Below are 16,721 nucleotides of genomic sequence, written 5' to 3' on the forward strand. Positions count from 1 at the left end.
CGCATCAAGCCGGCGTCCAGCTGCCCGAGAGGATCTTTTCCAGCCAGAAGGTCCCGATGATGGTCTTGACGTCGGTGATCTCGCCGCGCTGGACCATGCCCAGCAGTTCCGGGACGGTGGCCGTGAAGGTCTCGAGGAACTCGCCGTCGTCGAGCTTCTGCTCGCCGGCGGTCAGGTCCTCGGCCAGGAAGAGTTCGAGGTGCTCGTCCGAATAGGCGATCGCGTTGTGGATGGTGCACACGAAGCGCCACCTGGCGGCGGTGTAGCCGGTTTCCTCTTCCAGCTCGCGCTTGGCGCAGGCCAGGTGCTCCTCACCCGGGTCGATCTTCCCGGCCGGGAATTCGATGAAGACCTGGGAGTTCGGATAGCGGAACTGGCGCTCGAGCAGCACGCGGCCATCGGGCAGCAGCGGCAGGATCACGACCGCGCCGGGGTGGCGGATGAATTCGCGGTGGCTTTCCGCACCGTTGGGCAAGCGGATGCGGTCGCGTTCGACCTTGAGGAAGGGACCATCGTAGACGACGCCGCCGTCGAGGCGGATTTCTTTCAATTCCACGGTCATGCAGGCTCCATTTGGGGAAACGTAGGGTTGGCGGCTTCGCCGCCGACGCGTTCAACCGGCATGCCCCGACCGCGCAACGAAAAAACGGCCCTCAGGCCGTTCAAGCGCGATGCTTGCGCAGGTAACGCCAGACAAATCCGGGAAACGCCAGCACGAGGAACAGGCATCCGGTCACCGCATAGAACTCCCAGTTCTGCGCGAAGGCGCCACCGATCCGGGATTCCAGCAGCCGGGCTACCGCGCCGACAAGGAAGTATAAAACAATTAACTCGAGCAGGCGCAGCGGGAAGCGCTTCAAACGCGCTTCACCACCGGGCGTGGGTTTCAGGGGAATGAAACCGAACACGCGCTCGGTGAGGAAAGGCAGGTTGGCGGCCGCCACACTCAGGGCGACCACCAGCCAGACAGCCAGTGAAACGTCCACCAGCTTATTTTGCGAGGGTTGCCTGCATGGTGGTGTAGCACACCGCCAGCAGCCAGCCCGGAACGATACCCAGCACCACCACGGCGATGCCGTTGAGCGACATCACGGCGCGCATATCCGCCGGGGTGTGGATCGCGCTGGTGTCCACCGCTTCGTCGAACCAGATGGTCTTGACGATGCGCAGGTAATAGAAGGCGCCGATCAGCGAGAACATCACCGCCACGACGGCCAGCCACACCATGCCGGCGTTGGCGACGGCTTGCAGCACGGCCCACTTGGCCATGAAGCCCACCATCGGCGGCACGCCCGCCAGCGAGAACATCAGGATGGTCATGACGATCGCGAACCACGGCGAACGCTTGCCCAGGCCCTTGAAGTCGACGATGTGCTCGGCTTCGTGGCCGGCGCGCGCCAGCATCATGATCAGGCCGAAGCTGCCGACCGTGGTCAGGACGTAGGTGATGGCGTAGTACATCGCGGCGCTGTAGGCGCTGGCGGCGTTCTCGCTATTGCCGTCGACCACGCCCACCACCATGGCGAGCAGGACGAAGCCCATCTGCGCGATGGTCGAGTAGGCCAGCATGCGCTTGATGTTGGTCTGGGCGATCGCGGTCAGGTTACCGAAGGCCAGCGACAGCACGGCCAGGACCATCAGCATCTGCTGCCAGTCGAAGGCCACCGAAGGCAGCGCCTCGACCAGTACGCGGATCACCATGGCGAAGGTCGCCAGCTTCGGTGCGCCGCCCAGCAGCAGGGTCACGGCGGTCGGCGAACCCTGGTAGACGTCCGGCACCCACATGTGGAAGGGAACCACGCCCAGCTTGAAGGCCAGGCCGGCCACCAGGAACACCAGGCCGAACACCAGGATGGTGCGGTTGCCTGCTTCCGCGTTCGCGGTGAGCTGGCCGATGGCGGTGATGTCCAGCGAGCCGGTGGCGCCGTAGATCATCGAGATGCCGTACAGCAGGAAGCCCGATGCCAGCGCGCCCAGGATGAAGTACTTCATCGCGGCTTCGGTCGACACGGCGTGGTCGCGGCGCAGCGCAACGAGAGCATACAGCGACAGCGACATCAGCTCCAAACCAAGATAGAGCGACAGCATGCTGTTACCCGAGATCATGATCATCTGGCCCAGCATCGAGAACAGCGCGAGCACGTAGAACTCGCCGCCCAGGTTACCCGACATCATGCTGCGGTCGCCCGCGTACTGGCGCGAATACACCAGGGTCATGGCGGTGGCCAGATAGGTGAACAGCTTGAGCAGGTTCGACATCGGGTCGGCCACGTACATGCCATTGAAGGTGTACACGGTCGCGCCGGCGTTGAAGTCGGCCATGGTCAGCACGGCGCAGCCGGCAATGCTCAGGAGGGTCAGCGCGTAGGTCAGGGTGCGCTTGCCCTCTTTCAGGAACATGTCGATCAGCAGGATCGCGGAAGCCGCGATGAGCAGGAAGATTTCAGCATAGACCGGCGCCAGGTTGACGTCGGTCGCCGCTTGCAAGGTGGTGGTCATTTCGTTCATGGCGTTATTGAGGCAGCTTGCTGACAGCAACGTGCTGCAGCAGGTCGGTGACCGAGGTCTGCAGGGTTTCGGCGATCGGGGCCGGATACAGGCCCATCCACAGGGTGGCGATGGCCAGGACGCCCAGGATGGCGAACTCGCGGCCGTTCAGGTCGGTCAGCTCGGCCACGTGCTTGTGGACGACGGGGCCGAAGACGACGCGCTTGACCATCCACAGCGAGTAGGCCGCGCCCAGGATCAGGGCGGTGCCTGCCAGCAGGCCGGTCCAGAAGTTGAACTCGACGGCGCCCAGGATGACCATGAATTCGCCGATGAAGCCCGAGGTGGCCGGCAGGCCGGCGTTGGCCATCGAGAACAGCACGGCGAAGGCCGCGAACTTCGGCATCGTGTTGACCACGCCGCCGTAGTCCGCGATTTCACGCGAGTGGACGCGGTCGTAGAGCACGCCGATGCAGAGGAACATCGCGCCCGACACGAAGCCGTGCGAGATCGACTGCATCAGGCCGCCCTGCACGCCCAGGTCGTTGAACATGAAGAAGCCCAGGGTCACGAAGCCCATGTGGGCGATCGACGAGTAAGCGACCAGTTTTTTCATGTCCTTCTGGACCAGGGCCACCAGGCCGATGTAGATCACGGCGATCAGGGACAGCACGATGACGACCGGGGCCAGGTAGTGCGAGGCGTCCGGGGTGATCGGCAGCGAAAAACGCAGGAAACCATAGGCGCCCAGCTTCAGCATGATCGCGGCCAGCACCACCGAACCGCCGGTCGGCGCTTCCACGTGGGCGTCCGGCAGCCAGGTGTGCACCGGCCACATCGGCACCTTCACGGCGAAGGCCATGAAGAAGGCGATGAAGATCAGGATCTGCTCGTTCATCGTCAGCGGCAGGCGGTGCCACTCGAGGATGTCGAAGGAACCCGACAGGTTGTACAGGTAGATGATCGCGACCAGGGTCAGCAGCGAGCCGAAGAAGGTGTACAGGAAGAACTTGAATGCCGCGTACACACGGTTCGGGCCGCCGAACACGCCGATGATGATGTACATCGGGATCAGGGTGGCTTCGAAGAAGAAGTAGAACAGCAGGCCGTCCATGGCGCAGAACACGCCGATCATCAGGCCCGACAGGATCAGGAAGGAACCCATGTACTGGGCCACGCGCTCCTCGATCACCTGCCACGCCGCCAGCACCACGATGATGGTGATGAAGGCGGTCAGCGGGACGAACCACAGCGACAGGCCGTCCACGCCCAGCTTGTAGAACACATTGAAGCGTTCGATCCAGCTGGCCACTTCATAGAACTGCATGCCGTGGGCGGCGTTGTCGAAATTGGCGATCAGCGGCAGGGTCGGCAGGAAGCTGACCACGGCGCCGGCCAGCGACAGCATGCGGACCAGGCCCGCATTTTTGTCGCGGCCGACGGCCAGTACGATCAGGCCGAAGACGATCGGAAGCCAGATCGCCAGGCTCAGGTACGGTGGAAATGTAGAAATCGTTGACTGCATCATGTTTGTTTTCTCTGCCTCTGATTAACCGCGCCAGAACGGGAAGAAGTACAGCAGGGCCCCCACCACGCCCGCGATCATGACGAACGCGTAGTGGTAGATGTAGCCGGTCTGGGCGGTACGGGTGATCCCCGAGAACCAGCCGATCAGCTTGGCCGAGCCGTTGACCATCAGGCCGTCGATCAGGCCGCGGTCGCCCACCTTCCACAGGCCGCCACCCACGGCGCGCGCGCCGCCGGCGAACACGAACTGGTTGAACCTGTCCATGTAGTACTTGTTGTCCAGCAGGGTGTGCAGCGGCTTGAACTTGGCATAGAACCAGGCCGGCACGCGCGGGTTGATCATGTAGCAGTAGTAGGCGAAAGCGACACCTGCCAGCGCGAGCCAGAACGGCGCGGTTTGCAGGCCATGGATCGCCATCGCGGCGGCGCCATGGAACTCTTCGCTCAGGGTGCGCATCGCGGTGTGGTTCTCGCCGACGAAGATCACGTCCTTGAAGAAGTCGCCATGCAGCATCGGGCCGATCGCTAGGTAGCCGATGATGACCGACGGGATCGCCAGCAGGACGAGCGGCAGGGTCACGACCCATGGCGACTCGTGCGGCTTGTCGCCCGGCTGCAGGCCGTGGTGATGGTGGTCGTCGGCGCCATGCTCGTCTTCTTCATGGTGTGCGTCCGAATCGTGGCCTTCGCTGTGCGGCTGCGGGTTGTTCCAGCGCGATTCGCCATGGAAGACCAGGAAGTACATGCGGAACGAGTAGAAGGCGGTCACGAAGACGCCGGCCAGCACCGCGAAGTAGGCGAAACCGGCGCCCGGGATGTTCGAGGCGTGCACCGCTTCGATGATCGAGTCCTTCGAGTAGAAACCGGCGAAGAACGGCGTGCCGATCAGGGCCAGCGAGCCGAGCAGCGAGGTGATCCAGGTGATCGGCATGTACTTGCGCAGGCCGCCCATGTTGCGCATGTCCTGGTCGTGGTGCATGCCGATGATGACCGAACCCGCGCCGAGGAACAGCAGCGCCTTGAAGAAGGCGTGGGTCATCAGGTGGAACACGGCCACCGAGTAGGCCGAGGCGCCCAGCGCGACTGTCATGTAGCCCAGCTGCGACAGGGTCGAGTAAGCGACGACGCGCTTGATGTCGTTCTGGATGATGCCCAGGAAGCCCATGAACAGCGCGGTGATGGCGCCGATCACGATCACGAAGGACAGCGCGGTGTCCGACAGCTCGAACAGCGGCGACATGCGCGACACCATGAAGATGCCGGCGGTAACCATGGTCGCGGCGTGGATCAGTGCCGAGATCGGGGTCGGGCCTTCCATCGAGTCCGGCAGCCAGACGTGCAGCGGGAACTGCGCCGATTTACCCATCGCGCCAATGAACAGGCAGATGCAGGCGGCGGTCAGGAGCGGCCAGCCCAGGCCCGGCACCGTCATGGCGGCCAGCTTGTCGGACTGTGCGAACACTTCGTCGTACTGCATGGTGCCCGAGGCGGCCAGCAGCAGGCCGATGCCCAGGATGAAGCCGAAGTCGCCCACGCGGTTGACCAGGAAGGCCTTCATGTTCGCGAAGATCGCGGTCGGACGGGTGTACCAGAAGCCGATCAGGAGATACGAGACCAGGCCCACCGCTTCCCAGCCGAAGAACAGCTGCAGGAAGTTGTTGGACATGACCAGCATCAGCATCGAGAAGGTGAACAGCGAGATGTACGAGAAGAAGCGGTTGTAGCCTTCGTCCTCGGCCATGTAGCCGATCGTGTAGATGTGGACCATCAGCGACACCGAGGTCACCACGCACATCATCATCGCCGACAGCGTATCGATCTGGAAGCCGACCGCCATCTTGAGCGTGCCGACCGTCATCCAGGTGTAGATGTCGCCGTTGAAGCTGGCGCCGTCCAGCACCGCCATCAGGGTCTGGACCGAGATGATCAGCGCAATCAGGACGCCCAGGATGGTCGCGGTATGCGACACCTTGCGGCCGACCACGTTGCCGAAGAACTTGGTGCCCAGCAGGCCGGCGATCGCCGAGCCCGCGAGCGGCGCCAGGGGCACCGCCAGTAAGAGATTAGGGTTGAGAATTTGCCCCGCCATGTTGAACCTTATTCGTTATTGTTTATCAAGCGAGACCGTCAGCCCTTCAGGCTGTCGAGGTCTTCCACGTTGATCGTGTCCAGGTTACGGAACAGGACCACCAGGATCGCCAGGCCGATCGCCGATTCGGCGGCCGCGACGGTCAGGATGAAGAACACGAAGATCTGCCCCGCCGCGTCGCCCAGGTAATGGGAGAACGCGACGAAGTTGAGGTTCACCGCCAGCAGCATCAGTTCGATGGCCATCAGCAGGATGATGATGTTCTTCCGGTTCAGGAAAATACCGATCACCGAGATCGCGAACAGGATCGCGCCCAGGACCAGGTAGTGTGCGAGCGACAAAGTCATTGTGCCTCCTTTGGTGCGGCCGGCGATCCGGCTGCTGCTGCGGCTGCCGCTGCCGCTTTTTCGGCGTTGGCTGCATCGATGGCGCGCTGGTTGACCGCTTCCACCTTGACGATGCGCAGGCGGTCGTTACGCTTGACGCGAACCGCGAGGGCCGGGTCGATTGCTTTGGTGTCCTTGCGCTTGCGCAGGGTCAGGGCGACTGCGGCGATGATCGCCACCAGCAGGATCACGGCGGCGATCTCGAAGCCGTAGATGTACTTGGTGTAGATCAGGAGGCCCAGTTCCTTGGTGCCGCCGATGTTGGCGGCAGCCGCGGCGGGCGACTGCTCGAAATCGAGGAAACCGCGCCACAGGACGGCGGCCATCTCGAGCACGATCAGGGCGCCGATGCCGGAAGCGAGCGGCAGGTGACCCCAGAAGCCTTCGCGCATGCGGTCGATATTAATGTCGAGCATCATGACGACGAAGAGGAACAGCACCATGACGGCGCCGACATAGACCAGCACCAGCACGATGGCGAGGAACTCGGCCTTCAGCAGCAGCCAGATGCCGGCGGCGTTGAAGAACGCGAGCACCAGGAACAGCGCGGCGTGGACCGGGTTCTTGGCGGTGATGACGCGCAGGCTGGCCAGCACCATCACGGCCGCGAACACGTAGAACAAAGCAGTTGTAAATTCCATGACTAACCCAGGAGCCTCTTATTGTTAGCGTGCATTAGCGATAGCGCGCGTCCGCCTCGCGGGCGGCGGCGATATCGGCTTCGTAGCGGTCGCCCACGGCCAGCAGCATCTCTTTGGTGTAGTAGAGATCGCCGCGCTTTTCGCCGTGGTATTCCAGCACGTGGGTTTCCACGATCGAGTCGACCGGGCAGGACTCTTCGCAGAAGCCGCAGAAGATGCACTTGGTCAGGTCGATGTCGTAGCGCGTGGTGCGGCGGGTGCCGTCGTCGCGCTGCGCCGATTCGATCGTGATCGCCATTGCCGGGCAGACCGCTTCGCACAGTTTGCAGGCGATGCAGCGCTCTTCCCCGTTGGGGTAGCGGCGCAGGGCGTGCAGGCCCCGGAAGCGGTTCGACATCGGGGTCTTCTCTTCCGGGTACTGGACCGTGATCTTGCGCGACAGCGCATACTTGCCGGTCAGGGCCAGGCCCTTGAAGAGTTCGGACAGCATCAGGCTGCCGAGGATTTCTTTAACTCGATTCATTTGATTTCTGCTTCCTTACTTCCAAATGTTCCAGGGCGTCTGCATCACGGCAGCCACCAGGACGAGCCAGATCAGGGTCAGTGGGATGAAGACTTTCCAGCCCAGGCGCATGATCTGGTCATAGCGGTAGCGCGGGAAGGTGCCGCGGACCCAGATCATCATCGAGACCAGCAGGAACATCTTCGCGAACAGCCAGAAGAAGCCGCCGACCGGGCCGAATTCCAGGAAACCGAACGGCGCTTGCCAGCCGCCCAGGAACATGATCGAGGCCAGGGTCGCGATCAGGATCATGTTGGCGTATTCGGCCAGCATGAACATCGCGTAGGACATGCCCGAGTACTCGACCATGTGGCCGGCGACGATCTCCGACTCGCCTTCCACCACGTCGAAGGGGTGGCGGTTGCATTCGGCCAGGCCGGACACGAAGTAGATGACGAACAGCGGCAGCAGCGGCAGCCAGTTCCACGACAGGAAGGTCACGCCCATGTCGGCGAACATGCCCACGCCCTGCCCGGCCACGATGTCCGAGAAGTTCAGGCTGCCCGACACCATCAGCACCACGACCATCACGAAGCCCATCGGGATTTCATACGAAATCATCTGGGCCGAGGCGCGCATCGCGCCCATGAAGGAGTACTTCGAGTTCGAAGCCCAGCCGGCGATGATGATGCCGTAGACTTCCATCGAGGTGATCGCCAGCAGCAGCAGCAGGCCGGCGTTGACGTTGGCCAGCGCCGCTTGCGGACCGAAAGGCACGACCGACCAGGCGGCCAGGGCCGGCATGATGGTCATGATCGGACCGATCACGAACAGGCTGCGGGTGGCTTTCGTCGGGATGACGATCTCCTTGAGCAGCAGCTTGAGCGCGTCGGCGATCGGCTGCAGCAGGCCGCCAGGGCCCACGCGGTTCGGGCCCACGCGGATCTGGATCCAGCCGATCAGCTTGCGCTCCCACAGGGTCAGGTAGGCGACCAGGCCCATCAGCGGCAGCAGCACCACCACGATTTTCAGGACGGTCCAGATCAGCGGCCAGACGGGCGCGATCGGGCTGGCAGCGCCAAATTCATAGAAACTATCGATATAACCGGGCGTTGCCATTACTTGCCCTCCCCTGCTTTTTCAACTTTGATCTCGCCAAACATGGCGCCGAGGGTCGCGACCGCGCGGTGGCCGGCGGCGACGCGCACGGCGTTCGACGGCAGGCGTGCATCCACATCGGCCACCAGGACGGCGCTGCCGGAACCCTGGGTCACCTTGACGGTGTCGCCCGCCTTCACGCCGATCTGTTCGGCGACGGCTTTCGACAGCGTGACCAGCGCCGCGTTCGAGGCTGCGGTGCGCTGCAGCGGCTCGGAACGGCGCGCCAGCGCGTCGGTGAAGTAGACCGGCACGTCGGTGACGCGCTCGAGCTGGCCGGCGCCGGCGTAGGTGCCCGCGCTAGGCGCCAGCTTGGCGGCGTTGCCCAGCTTGGCGGACAGGTCGGTGTTGCCCTTGCCCAGCGCTTCGTCGCGGATCGCTTCCGAGGTCTCGTAGTCGAAGCCCGACAGACCCAGCAGGTTGCCCAGCACGCGCAGCACTTTCCAGGCCGGGCGGGTCTCGCCCAGCGGACGCACGGTGCCGTTGAAGCTCTGTGCGCGGCCTTCGCAGTTCACGAAGGTACCGGCGGTTTCGGTGAACGGCGAGACCGGCAGCAGCACGTCGGCGTAGTCCATGCCGTGCTTGAACGGCGACATGGCCACGACCATCTCGGCGCCGGCAAGCGCGCCAAGGGCCTGCTGCGGGTTGGCCGCATCCAGTTCCGGCTCGGCGTGCAGCAGCACGTAGGCTTTCTTCGGCGCTGCGAACACGGCTTCGTTCTTGCCGGAGGTCGCGCCCACCAGGTAGCCGCCCACGGTGTTGGCGCCTTCGACCAGGTAGCCGAAGCTGCAGCCGGTCGCTTCGGCGATCCATTGCGCCGCGGCGTGGATCTTGGATGCTTGCGGGTGGTTGCCGGCGGCATTGCCCAGCAGGACGGCGCCCGGCAGCTCGATGTCGCTCGATCCGGCCAGCGACGCGGCGATGCCCTTGGCGGCGTTGCCGGCTTCGATGCCGTCAAAGCCCGCCGGCGCGGCCACGCCCTTGGCGGCGGCGACCGCCACGACCACTTCGGACAGGGCCGCCAGCCAGTCGCTCGGACCGGCGATCAGCTTGTTCGCGACCGGCATCAGGAGGTCGGTGTCCGATGCGCCCACCAGCGACAGCTTGGCGCCGGCCTTGGTGGCGGCGCGCAGGCGGGTGGCGACCAGCGGGTGGTCCTGGCGCAGGTTCGAGCCGATGACCAGGGCGCGCTTGAGCTTGCTCAGTGCGGCGATCGGCATGCCCAGCCACGGGGTGACCTGGCCGGTGAGGGCGAAGTCGCTCTGGCGCAGGCGGAAGTCGATGTTCTCCGAACCGATGCCGCGCACGGCCTTGTTCAGCAGGTAGAGTTCTTCCAGGGTCGAGCTGGCGGTGGCGACGGCGGCGATGCTGTCGGCGCCGTGCTCGTGGCGGATGTTACGCAGGCCGTGGGCCACGTATTCGAGCGCGGTCTGCCAGTCGGTTTCCTGCCACACGCCGCCCTGCTTGATCATCGGGTTGACCAGGCGGTCGGCATTGTCCAGCGCCTCGTACGAGAAACGGTCCTTGTCCGAGATCCAGCACTCGTTGATGGCTTCGTTTTCCAGCGGCAGCACGCGCATGACCTTGCCGCCCTTGACCTGGACGATCAGGTTCGAGCCCAGCGAATCGTGGGGCGAGACCGACTTGCGGCGCTGCAGTTCCCACGGACGCGCGGTGTAGCGGAAAGGCTTGCTGGTGAGCGCGCCGACCGGGCACAGGTCGATCATGTTGCCCGACACTTCCGAGTCGACGGTCTTGCCCACGAAGGTGGTGATCTCCGAGTGCTCGCCGCGGCCGACCATGCCGAATTCCATCACGCCGGCCACTTCCTGGCCGAAACGCACGCAACGGGTGCACTGGATGCAGCGCGACATCTCTTCCATCGAGATCAGCGGGCCGGCCTCTTTCGGGGCCACCACGCGCTTTTCTTCTTCGTAGCGCGAGCCGCTCTTGCCGTAGCCGACGGCCAGGTCCTGCAGCTGGCATTCGCCGCCCTGGTCGCAGATCGGGCAATCCAGCGGGTGGTTAATGAGGAGGAACTCCATCACCGACTTCTGCGCCTGCACCGCCTTGTCGCTGTGGGTGCGCACGATCATGCCGGGCGAGACCGGGGTCGCGCAGGCAGGCATCGGCTTCGGCGCCTTCTCCACTTCGACCAGGCACATACGGCAGTTCGCTGCGATCGACAATTTCTTGTGATAGCAGAAGTGCGGGATATAGGTCCCGAGTTTGTTTGCGGCGTCCATCACCATGGAACCTGGTGCGACTTCGACTTTCTTGCCGTCTAATTCAATTTCAACCATTTGATCGTTACCTGACCTGGTTTAAAGGTATGCGGGCACGAGACAGTGCTTGTGCTCGATGTGATATTCGAATTCCTCGCGGAAGTTCTTGATCATCGCTTCGACCGGCATCGCCGCGGCGTCGCCCAGGGCGCAGATGGTGCGGCCCTTGATGTTGAAGGCGATGTTGTTCAGCAGGTCCATGTCTTCCGGACGGCCCTTGCCGTGTTCGATGCGGTGGACCATGCGGTACATCCAGCCGGTGCCTTCGCGGCACGGGGTGCACTGGCCGCAGGATTCCTCGTAGTAGAAGTACGAGAGGCGCAGCAGCGACTTGACCATGCAGCGGGTCTCGTCCATGACGATCACGGCGCCCGAGCCCAGCATCGAGCCGGCCTTGGCGATCGAATCGTAGTCGAGGTCGGTGTCCATCATGACTTCGCCGCGGATCACCGGGGCCGAGGAGCCGCCTGGAATGACCGCCTTGATCTTCTTGCCGCCGCGCATGCCACCGGCCAGCTCCATCAGCTTGGCGAACGGGGTGCCCAGCGGGACTTCGTAGTTACCCGGACGCTCGACGTCGCCCGAGATCGAGAAGATCTTGGTGCCGCCGTTGTTCGGCTTGCCGAGGCCCATGTAGTTCTCGGCACCCATGTTCAGGATGAAGGGAACGGCCGCGAAGGTCTCGGTGTTGTTGATCGTGGTCGGCTTGCCGTACAGGCCGAACGAGGCCGGGAACGGCGGCTTGAAGCGCGGCTGGCCCTTCTTGCCTTCGAGCGACTCGAGCAGCGCGGTTTCTTCGCCGCAGATGTAGGCGCCGTAGCCGTGGTGGGCGTGCAGCTGGAACGAGAATTCCGACCCCATGATCTTGTCGCCCAGGAAGCCGGCGGCGCGCGCCTCTTCCAGCGCTTCCTCGAAGCGCAGGTATTCCTGGAAGATCTCGCCGTGGATGTAGTTGTAGCCCACGGTGATGCCCATCGCGTAGGCGCCGATGGCCATGCCTTCGATCAGCGCGTGCGGGTTGTAGCGGATGATGTCGCGGTCCTTGAACGTGCCCGGTTCGCCTTCGTCGGTATTGCACACGAGGTATTTCTGGCCCGGGAACTGGCGCGGCATGAAGCTCCACTTCAGGCCGGTCGGGAAGCCCGCACCGCCGCGGCCGCGCAGGCCCGAGGCCTTGAGGTCGGCAATGATGGCTTCCGGCGAAATCTTCTCTTCGATGATGCGGCGCAGCGCGGCATAGCCGCCACGCTTGACGTAGTCGGCCAGGCGCCAGTTGTCGCCGTTTAGATCCTTCAGGATCAGGGGATTGATGTGACGGTCGTGCAGGCTGGTCATTTCTTGAGTTCCTCTACCAGGGCGTCGATCTTTTCGTCGCTCATGAACGAGCACATGCGGTGGTTATTCACCAGCATGACCGGTGCGTCGCCGCACGCGCCCATGCACTCGCCTTCCAGCAGGGTGAAGGCGCCGTCGGCGGTGGTGTCGCGGTAATCGATGCCCAGCTTGTCCTTCAGGCGCTGGCCGGCGCGTTCGCCGCCCGACAGTGCGCACGGCAGATTGGTGCACACGGTGATTTTGTGCTTGCCGACCGGCTTGATGTTGTACATGTTGTAGAAGGTCGCCACTTCCTGCACGGCGATGGCCGGCATGCCGATGTAGTCGGCGATTTCCTGCATGGTGTCGGGCGACAGCCAGCCCAGTTCGACCTGGGCGTGGGCCAGCGAAGCCATCACGGCCGACTGGCGCTGATCGGCTGGGTACTTGGCCAGCTCGCGATCGATCTTCTTGTAGGTGTCCTGCGATAACATAATCTTGGTGTCCTTCTTACCTGTCGATACTGCCGAACACGATGTCCTGCGTGCCGATGATGGTCACGGCGTCGGCAATCATGTGGCCGCGCGCCATTTCGTCCAGGCTCTGCAGGTGGGCATAGTCCGGGGTACGGATCTTCAGGCGGTAAGGCTTGTTGGCGCCGTCGGAAACGATGTAGATGCCGAACTCGCCCTTCGGGTGCTCGACCGCCGCATAAGCCTCGCCTTCCGGCACGTGGAAGCCTTCGGTGAACAGCTTGAAGTGGTGGATCAGCGATTCCATGTTGGACTTCATGTCCATGCGGTTCGGCGGTGCGATCTTGTTGTTGTCGATCATGACCGGACCCTGGTTCACGGCCAGCCACTGCACGCACTGCTTGATGATGCGGTTCGACTGGCGCATCTCTTCGATACGCACCAGGTAGCGGTCGTAGGAGTCGCCGTTGGTGCCGACCGGGATGTCGAAGTCCATCTTGTCGTAGACCGCGTAGGGCTGCTGCTTGCGCAGGTCCCAGGCGATGCCCGAGCCGCGCAGCATGGCGCCGGTGAAGCCCATGGCCTTCGCGTCTTCCGGCGAGACCACGCCGATGCCGACCGTGCGCTGCTTCCAGATACGGTTATCGGTCAGCAGGGTCTCGTATTCGTCGACATAGCCGTCGAAACGCTTGGTAAACGCATCGATGAAGTCCAGCACCGAACCCTGGCGGTCGCGGTTCAGCTCGTCGATCGCCTTCTTCGAGCGGATCGGCGATTCGCGGTGCTGCGGCATGCGGTCCGGCAGGTCGCGGTAAACGCCGCCCGGGCGGTAGTAGGCCGCGTGCATGCGCGCCCCCGACACCGCCTCGTAGACGTCGAACAGGTCTTCACGGTCGCGGAAGGCGTACAGGAAGGGGCCCATGGCGCCGATGTCGAGCGCGTGCGCGCCCAGCCACATCAGGTGATTCAGGATACGGGTGATTTCGTCGAACATCACGCGGATGTACTGCGCGCGCAGCGGCGCTTCGATGCCCAGCAGCTTTTCGACCGCCAGCACGTAGCCGTGCTCGTTGCACATCATCGAGACGTAGTCCAGGCGGTCCATGTACGGGACCGACTGCAGGTAGGTGCGGGTTTCCGCCAGCTTCTCGGTCGCGCGGTGCAGCAGGCCGATGTGCGGGTCGGCGCGCTGGATCACTTCGCCGTCGAGTTCCAGCACCAGGCGCAGCACGCCGTGCGCTGCCGGGTGCTGCGGACCAAAGTTCAGGGTGTAATTCTTAAGCTCAGCCATTATTTCGTCCCGTAGGTTTCTTCGCGGATCACGCGCGGGATGTTCTCGCGCGGCTCGATCGTCACGGGTTGGTAGATCACGCGTTTCTGCTCAGGGTCGTAGCGCATCTCGACATAGCCCGAGATCGGGAAGTCCTTGCGGAACGGGTGGCCGATGAAGCCGTAGTCGGTCAGGATGCGGCGCAGGTCGCCGTGGCCGTCGAACAGGATGCCGTACAGGTCGAAGGCTTCGCGCTCGTACCAGTTGGCGGCGCGCCAGATGCCGGTGACCGATTCCACCAGCGGCATGTCGTCGTCCGGGCAGAACACGCGCACGCGCACGCGCCAGTTGTGTTCGATCGAGAGCAGGTGGGTCACGACCGCGAAGCGCAGGCCGTCCCAGGTTCCCTCGCCGTACTGCGAGTAGTCGACGCCGCACAGGTCGATCAGTTCTTCGAAGCGCAGGCTCGGGTCGTCGCGCAGGGCCTGCATCGACTTGATGTAGTCGGCGGCCTTGACCACCACAGTCACTTCACCCAGCGCCGAACTAATCGCGGCGCCCTCGCCCAGTGCATTTTTCAGGGCGAGTTCGAGGGTTTCGAGTTTTGTCGTCATGGTAAATCGCTGTTTTAGCGCGCGATGGTATTGGTGCGCTTGATCTTGTTTTGCAGCTGCATGATGCCGTACAGGAGCGCTTCCGCGGTCGGCGGGCAGCCCGGCACGTAGACGTCGACGGGGACGATGCGGTCGCAGCCGCGCACCACCGAGTACGAGTAGTGGTAATAGCCGCCACCGTTGGCGCAGGAACCCATCGAGATGACCCAGCGCGGCTCGGCCATCTGGTCGTAGACCTTGCGCAGTGCGGGAGCCATCTTGTTGCACAGCGTGCCGGCGACGATCATGACGTCCGACTGGCGCGGCGATGGGCGGAACACAATGCCAAAACGGTCGAGATCGTAGCGGGCGGCGCCCACATGCATCATCTCGACCGCGCAGCATGCCAGACCGAACGTCATCGGGAACATCGATCCCGTGCGCGCCCAGTTGATCAGCTTATCGGCTGTGGTGGTAATGAAACCTTCGTTTAATACGCCTTCAATTGCCATGGCTTATTCCCAATCAAGGGCACCTTTCTTCCAGATGTACCAGAAACCGACGACGAATTCGGCGATGAACACCATCATCGTGACGAAGCCGGTCCAGCCCAGTTCGCGCATCGAGACGCCCCATGGGAAGAAGAATGCCGTTTCCAGATCAAACAAAATAAACAGGATCGCGACCAGGTAGTACCGGACGTCGAACTTCATGCGCGCGTCTTCGAAGGCTTCGAAGCCGCATTCATACGGGGACAGCTTGGCGGCATCCGGGCGGTGCGGGCCGAGCAGGCGGCCGAGCACCTGCGGGGCGACACCAACGCCAACGCCAATCAGGATAAAGAGAAGAACGGGGAAATAATTTTCGAGGTTCACGATGAAGCCTATTTGAACGATCGGTTAATGACACACTGCGGGGGATGCAGCGCCGAGTCGCGCGAACCTGGCTGGATGACCCGAATCACCCGAGAGAAGAGGTGCTTCGGAGTCCTCGATGGTTGCCACCAGGATCGTACGACTGATCCTCGCAAAAAAGCCAGCTCAGGCAGGAGAGCGGTTGCTCATCGCCCTTGCTGGCTCTTCATATCTTGGTGCCGACGGCGAGACTCGAACTCGCACAGCTTGCGCCACTACCCCCTCAAGATAGCGTGTCTACCAATTTCACCACGTCGGCTGGAGACCAGTATTTTACCCTGCTTTACTACATTTTTTCAATGCACAAATTGCGCTACTACAAGGATATTTCGCAATTTCTCAACTTTTGGAAGAGTCCCGTCATGCGCATGCCGGAACGCTCGCCACAGTCGAGGGCCGGTACCGGCCATTCATCGCCGCGTGCCTTGCGGGGAGGATCTCCCGCGAGGCCGCATTCTACCGCTATTTACAAACCGGCGCGCACGCCAGCCTTTTATTCACAAACCCAATGTCGAGCTGACAAGCTGGTTTGCTACGCCGCGCAGGCTTGGCGGCGTAGCCGCCAAGCCTGCCGGTTTACTTCGTGGCCGGAGCCGGAGCCGCCGGAGCAGCCTGGTTCGCCGGCAGCGTCGGCACATCGGCAGCCGGAGCGGCCGGTGCAGCCGGGGCCGGTGCGGTCGCCGGCACATTCGCGCCCGCGTTCGCCGGCACGCCGGTCGCAGGGGCCTGGCTCGACGGCACGGTCACGCGGCCCATCACGCCTTCGTCCGGACCGGTGCTGCGGGCGTTGCTGTTGTAGGCCAGGGCCAGGGTCGAGGCGAAGAACACGGCGGCGGCGACGGCGGTCGACTTCGACAGGAAGTTCGACGAGCCCGATGCGCCGAACAGGCTGCCCGAGGCGCCCGAACCGAAGGCCGCGCCCATGTCGGCGCCTTTGCCGTGCTGGACCAGCACCAGGCCGATGATGGCCAGGGCCGAGATGACCTGCACGACAATAATCAGATTGAACAAGGTGTTCATTGCAATTCCATTTCCAAGGACAGGTTTAACTTCTACTACGGCGTTTCAAATTCGGTGAGACA

17 protein-coding genes and 1 tRNA gene are annotated in these 16,721 nt (G+C 63.2%); all 18 read right to left on the bottom strand.

Translation table 11 applies throughout. The annotated features are described in order from the left end of the window. Positions 1-4 precede the first annotated feature (4 nt). A complete protein-coding gene (locus V7778_RS02915) occupies positions 5-562 on the bottom strand; it encodes an NUDIX hydrolase (RefSeq protein ID WP_335551855.1) in 558 nt (185 codons plus the stop codon). Between the two features lie 100 nt (positions 563-662). Then, on the bottom strand, positions 663-986 hold the full coding sequence (locus V7778_RS02920) for a DUF2818 family protein (RefSeq protein WP_335551856.1): 324 nt from the start codon (positions 984-986) through the stop codon (positions 663-665). 4 nt (positions 987-990) lie between these two features. Next, positions 991-2,499, bottom strand: coding sequence for an NADH-quinone oxidoreductase subunit NuoN (gene nuoN / locus V7778_RS02925; protein ID WP_335551960.1), 1,509 nt, complete (start codon positions 2,497-2,499; stop codon positions 991-993). A gap of 13 nt (positions 2,500-2,512) precedes the next feature. Further along, positions 2,513-4,015: an NADH-quinone oxidoreductase subunit M gene (locus tag V7778_RS02930; protein ID WP_335551857.1), complete on the bottom strand. Its 1,503-nt coding sequence runs from the start codon at positions 4,013-4,015 to the stop codon at positions 2,513-2,515. A 21-nt stretch (positions 4,016-4,036) separates the two neighbouring features. After that, a complete protein-coding gene (nuoL, locus tag V7778_RS02935; RefSeq protein ID WP_335551858.1) occupies positions 4,037-6,103 on the bottom strand; it encodes an NADH-quinone oxidoreductase subunit L in 2,067 nt (688 codons plus the stop codon). A gap of 38 nt (positions 6,104-6,141) precedes the next feature. Then, positions 6,142-6,450 (bottom strand): NADH-quinone oxidoreductase subunit NuoK, encoded by a 309-nt coding sequence (gene nuoK, locus V7778_RS02940; protein WP_211520215.1) that lies wholly within the window; start codon positions 6,448-6,450, stop codon positions 6,142-6,144. After that, positions 6,447-7,130 (bottom strand): NADH-quinone oxidoreductase subunit J, encoded by a 684-nt coding sequence (locus tag V7778_RS02945; protein ID WP_335551859.1) that lies wholly within the window; start codon positions 7,128-7,130, stop codon positions 6,447-6,449. Before V7778_RS02945 ends, nuoK begins: the two co-directional genes overlap by 4 nt. 34 nt (positions 7,131-7,164) lie before the next feature. Further along, positions 7,165-7,653 carry an NADH-quinone oxidoreductase subunit NuoI gene (nuoI, locus tag V7778_RS02950; RefSeq protein WP_211520217.1) on the bottom strand — a complete coding sequence of 163 codons (489 nt, stop codon included), beginning with the start codon at positions 7,651-7,653 and terminating at the stop codon, positions 7,165-7,167. A gap of 15 nt (positions 7,654-7,668) precedes the next feature. Then, positions 7,669-8,751: an NADH-quinone oxidoreductase subunit NuoH gene (gene nuoH, locus V7778_RS02955; protein WP_335551860.1), complete on the bottom strand. Its 1,083-nt coding sequence runs from the start codon at positions 8,749-8,751 to the stop codon at positions 7,669-7,671. After that, a complete protein-coding gene (gene nuoG / locus V7778_RS02960) occupies positions 8,751-11,093 on the bottom strand; it encodes an NADH-quinone oxidoreductase subunit NuoG (protein WP_335551861.1) in 2,343 nt (780 codons plus the stop codon). Before nuoG ends, nuoH begins: the two co-directional genes overlap by 1 nt. Positions 11,094-11,114: 21 nt before the next feature. Further along, positions 11,115-12,410 carry an NADH-quinone oxidoreductase subunit NuoF gene (gene nuoF, locus V7778_RS02965; RefSeq protein ID WP_335551862.1) on the bottom strand — a complete coding sequence of 432 codons (1,296 nt, stop codon included), beginning with the start codon at positions 12,408-12,410 and terminating at the stop codon, positions 11,115-11,117. Beyond that, complete coding sequence (nuoE, locus tag V7778_RS02970; protein ID WP_335551863.1) at positions 12,407-12,883, bottom strand: NADH-quinone oxidoreductase subunit NuoE; 477 nt, start codon at positions 12,881-12,883, stop codon at positions 12,407-12,409. Before nuoE ends, nuoF begins: the two co-directional genes overlap by 4 nt. 16 nt (positions 12,884-12,899) lie before the next feature. Further along, entirely contained in the window at positions 12,900-14,153 is a 1,254-nt protein-coding gene (locus V7778_RS02975; RefSeq protein WP_335551864.1) for an NADH-quinone oxidoreductase subunit D, read from the bottom strand. Continuing rightward, a complete protein-coding gene (locus V7778_RS02980; protein WP_211520223.1) occupies positions 14,153-14,746 on the bottom strand; it encodes an NADH-quinone oxidoreductase subunit C in 594 nt (197 codons plus the stop codon). Before V7778_RS02980 ends, V7778_RS02975 begins: the two co-directional genes overlap by 1 nt. 14 nt (positions 14,747-14,760) lie before the next feature. After that, positions 14,761-15,237, bottom strand: coding sequence for a NuoB/complex I 20 kDa subunit family protein (locus V7778_RS02985; protein WP_020654624.1), 477 nt, complete (start codon positions 15,235-15,237; stop codon positions 14,761-14,763). A 3-nt stretch (positions 15,238-15,240) separates the two neighbouring features. Continuing rightward, positions 15,241-15,600: an NADH-quinone oxidoreductase subunit A gene (locus V7778_RS02990; RefSeq protein WP_026354735.1), complete on the bottom strand. Its 360-nt coding sequence runs from the start codon at positions 15,598-15,600 to the stop codon at positions 15,241-15,243. Between the two features lie 213 nt (positions 15,601-15,813). Beyond that, positions 15,814-15,898, bottom strand: a tRNA-Leu gene (locus tag V7778_RS02995). 317 nt (positions 15,899-16,215) lie between these two features. Next, positions 16,216-16,659 carry a preprotein translocase subunit SecG gene (gene secG / locus V7778_RS03000; protein ID WP_335551865.1) on the bottom strand — a complete coding sequence of 148 codons (444 nt, stop codon included), beginning with the start codon at positions 16,657-16,659 and terminating at the stop codon, positions 16,216-16,218. Positions 16,660-16,721 lie beyond the last annotated feature (62 nt).

Origin of the sequence: Massilia sp. DD77 (assembly GCF_036961685.1) — a bacterium.
In the GTDB taxonomy this organism is placed as follows: Bacteria; Pseudomonadota; Gammaproteobacteria; order Burkholderiales; family Burkholderiaceae_D; genus Telluria.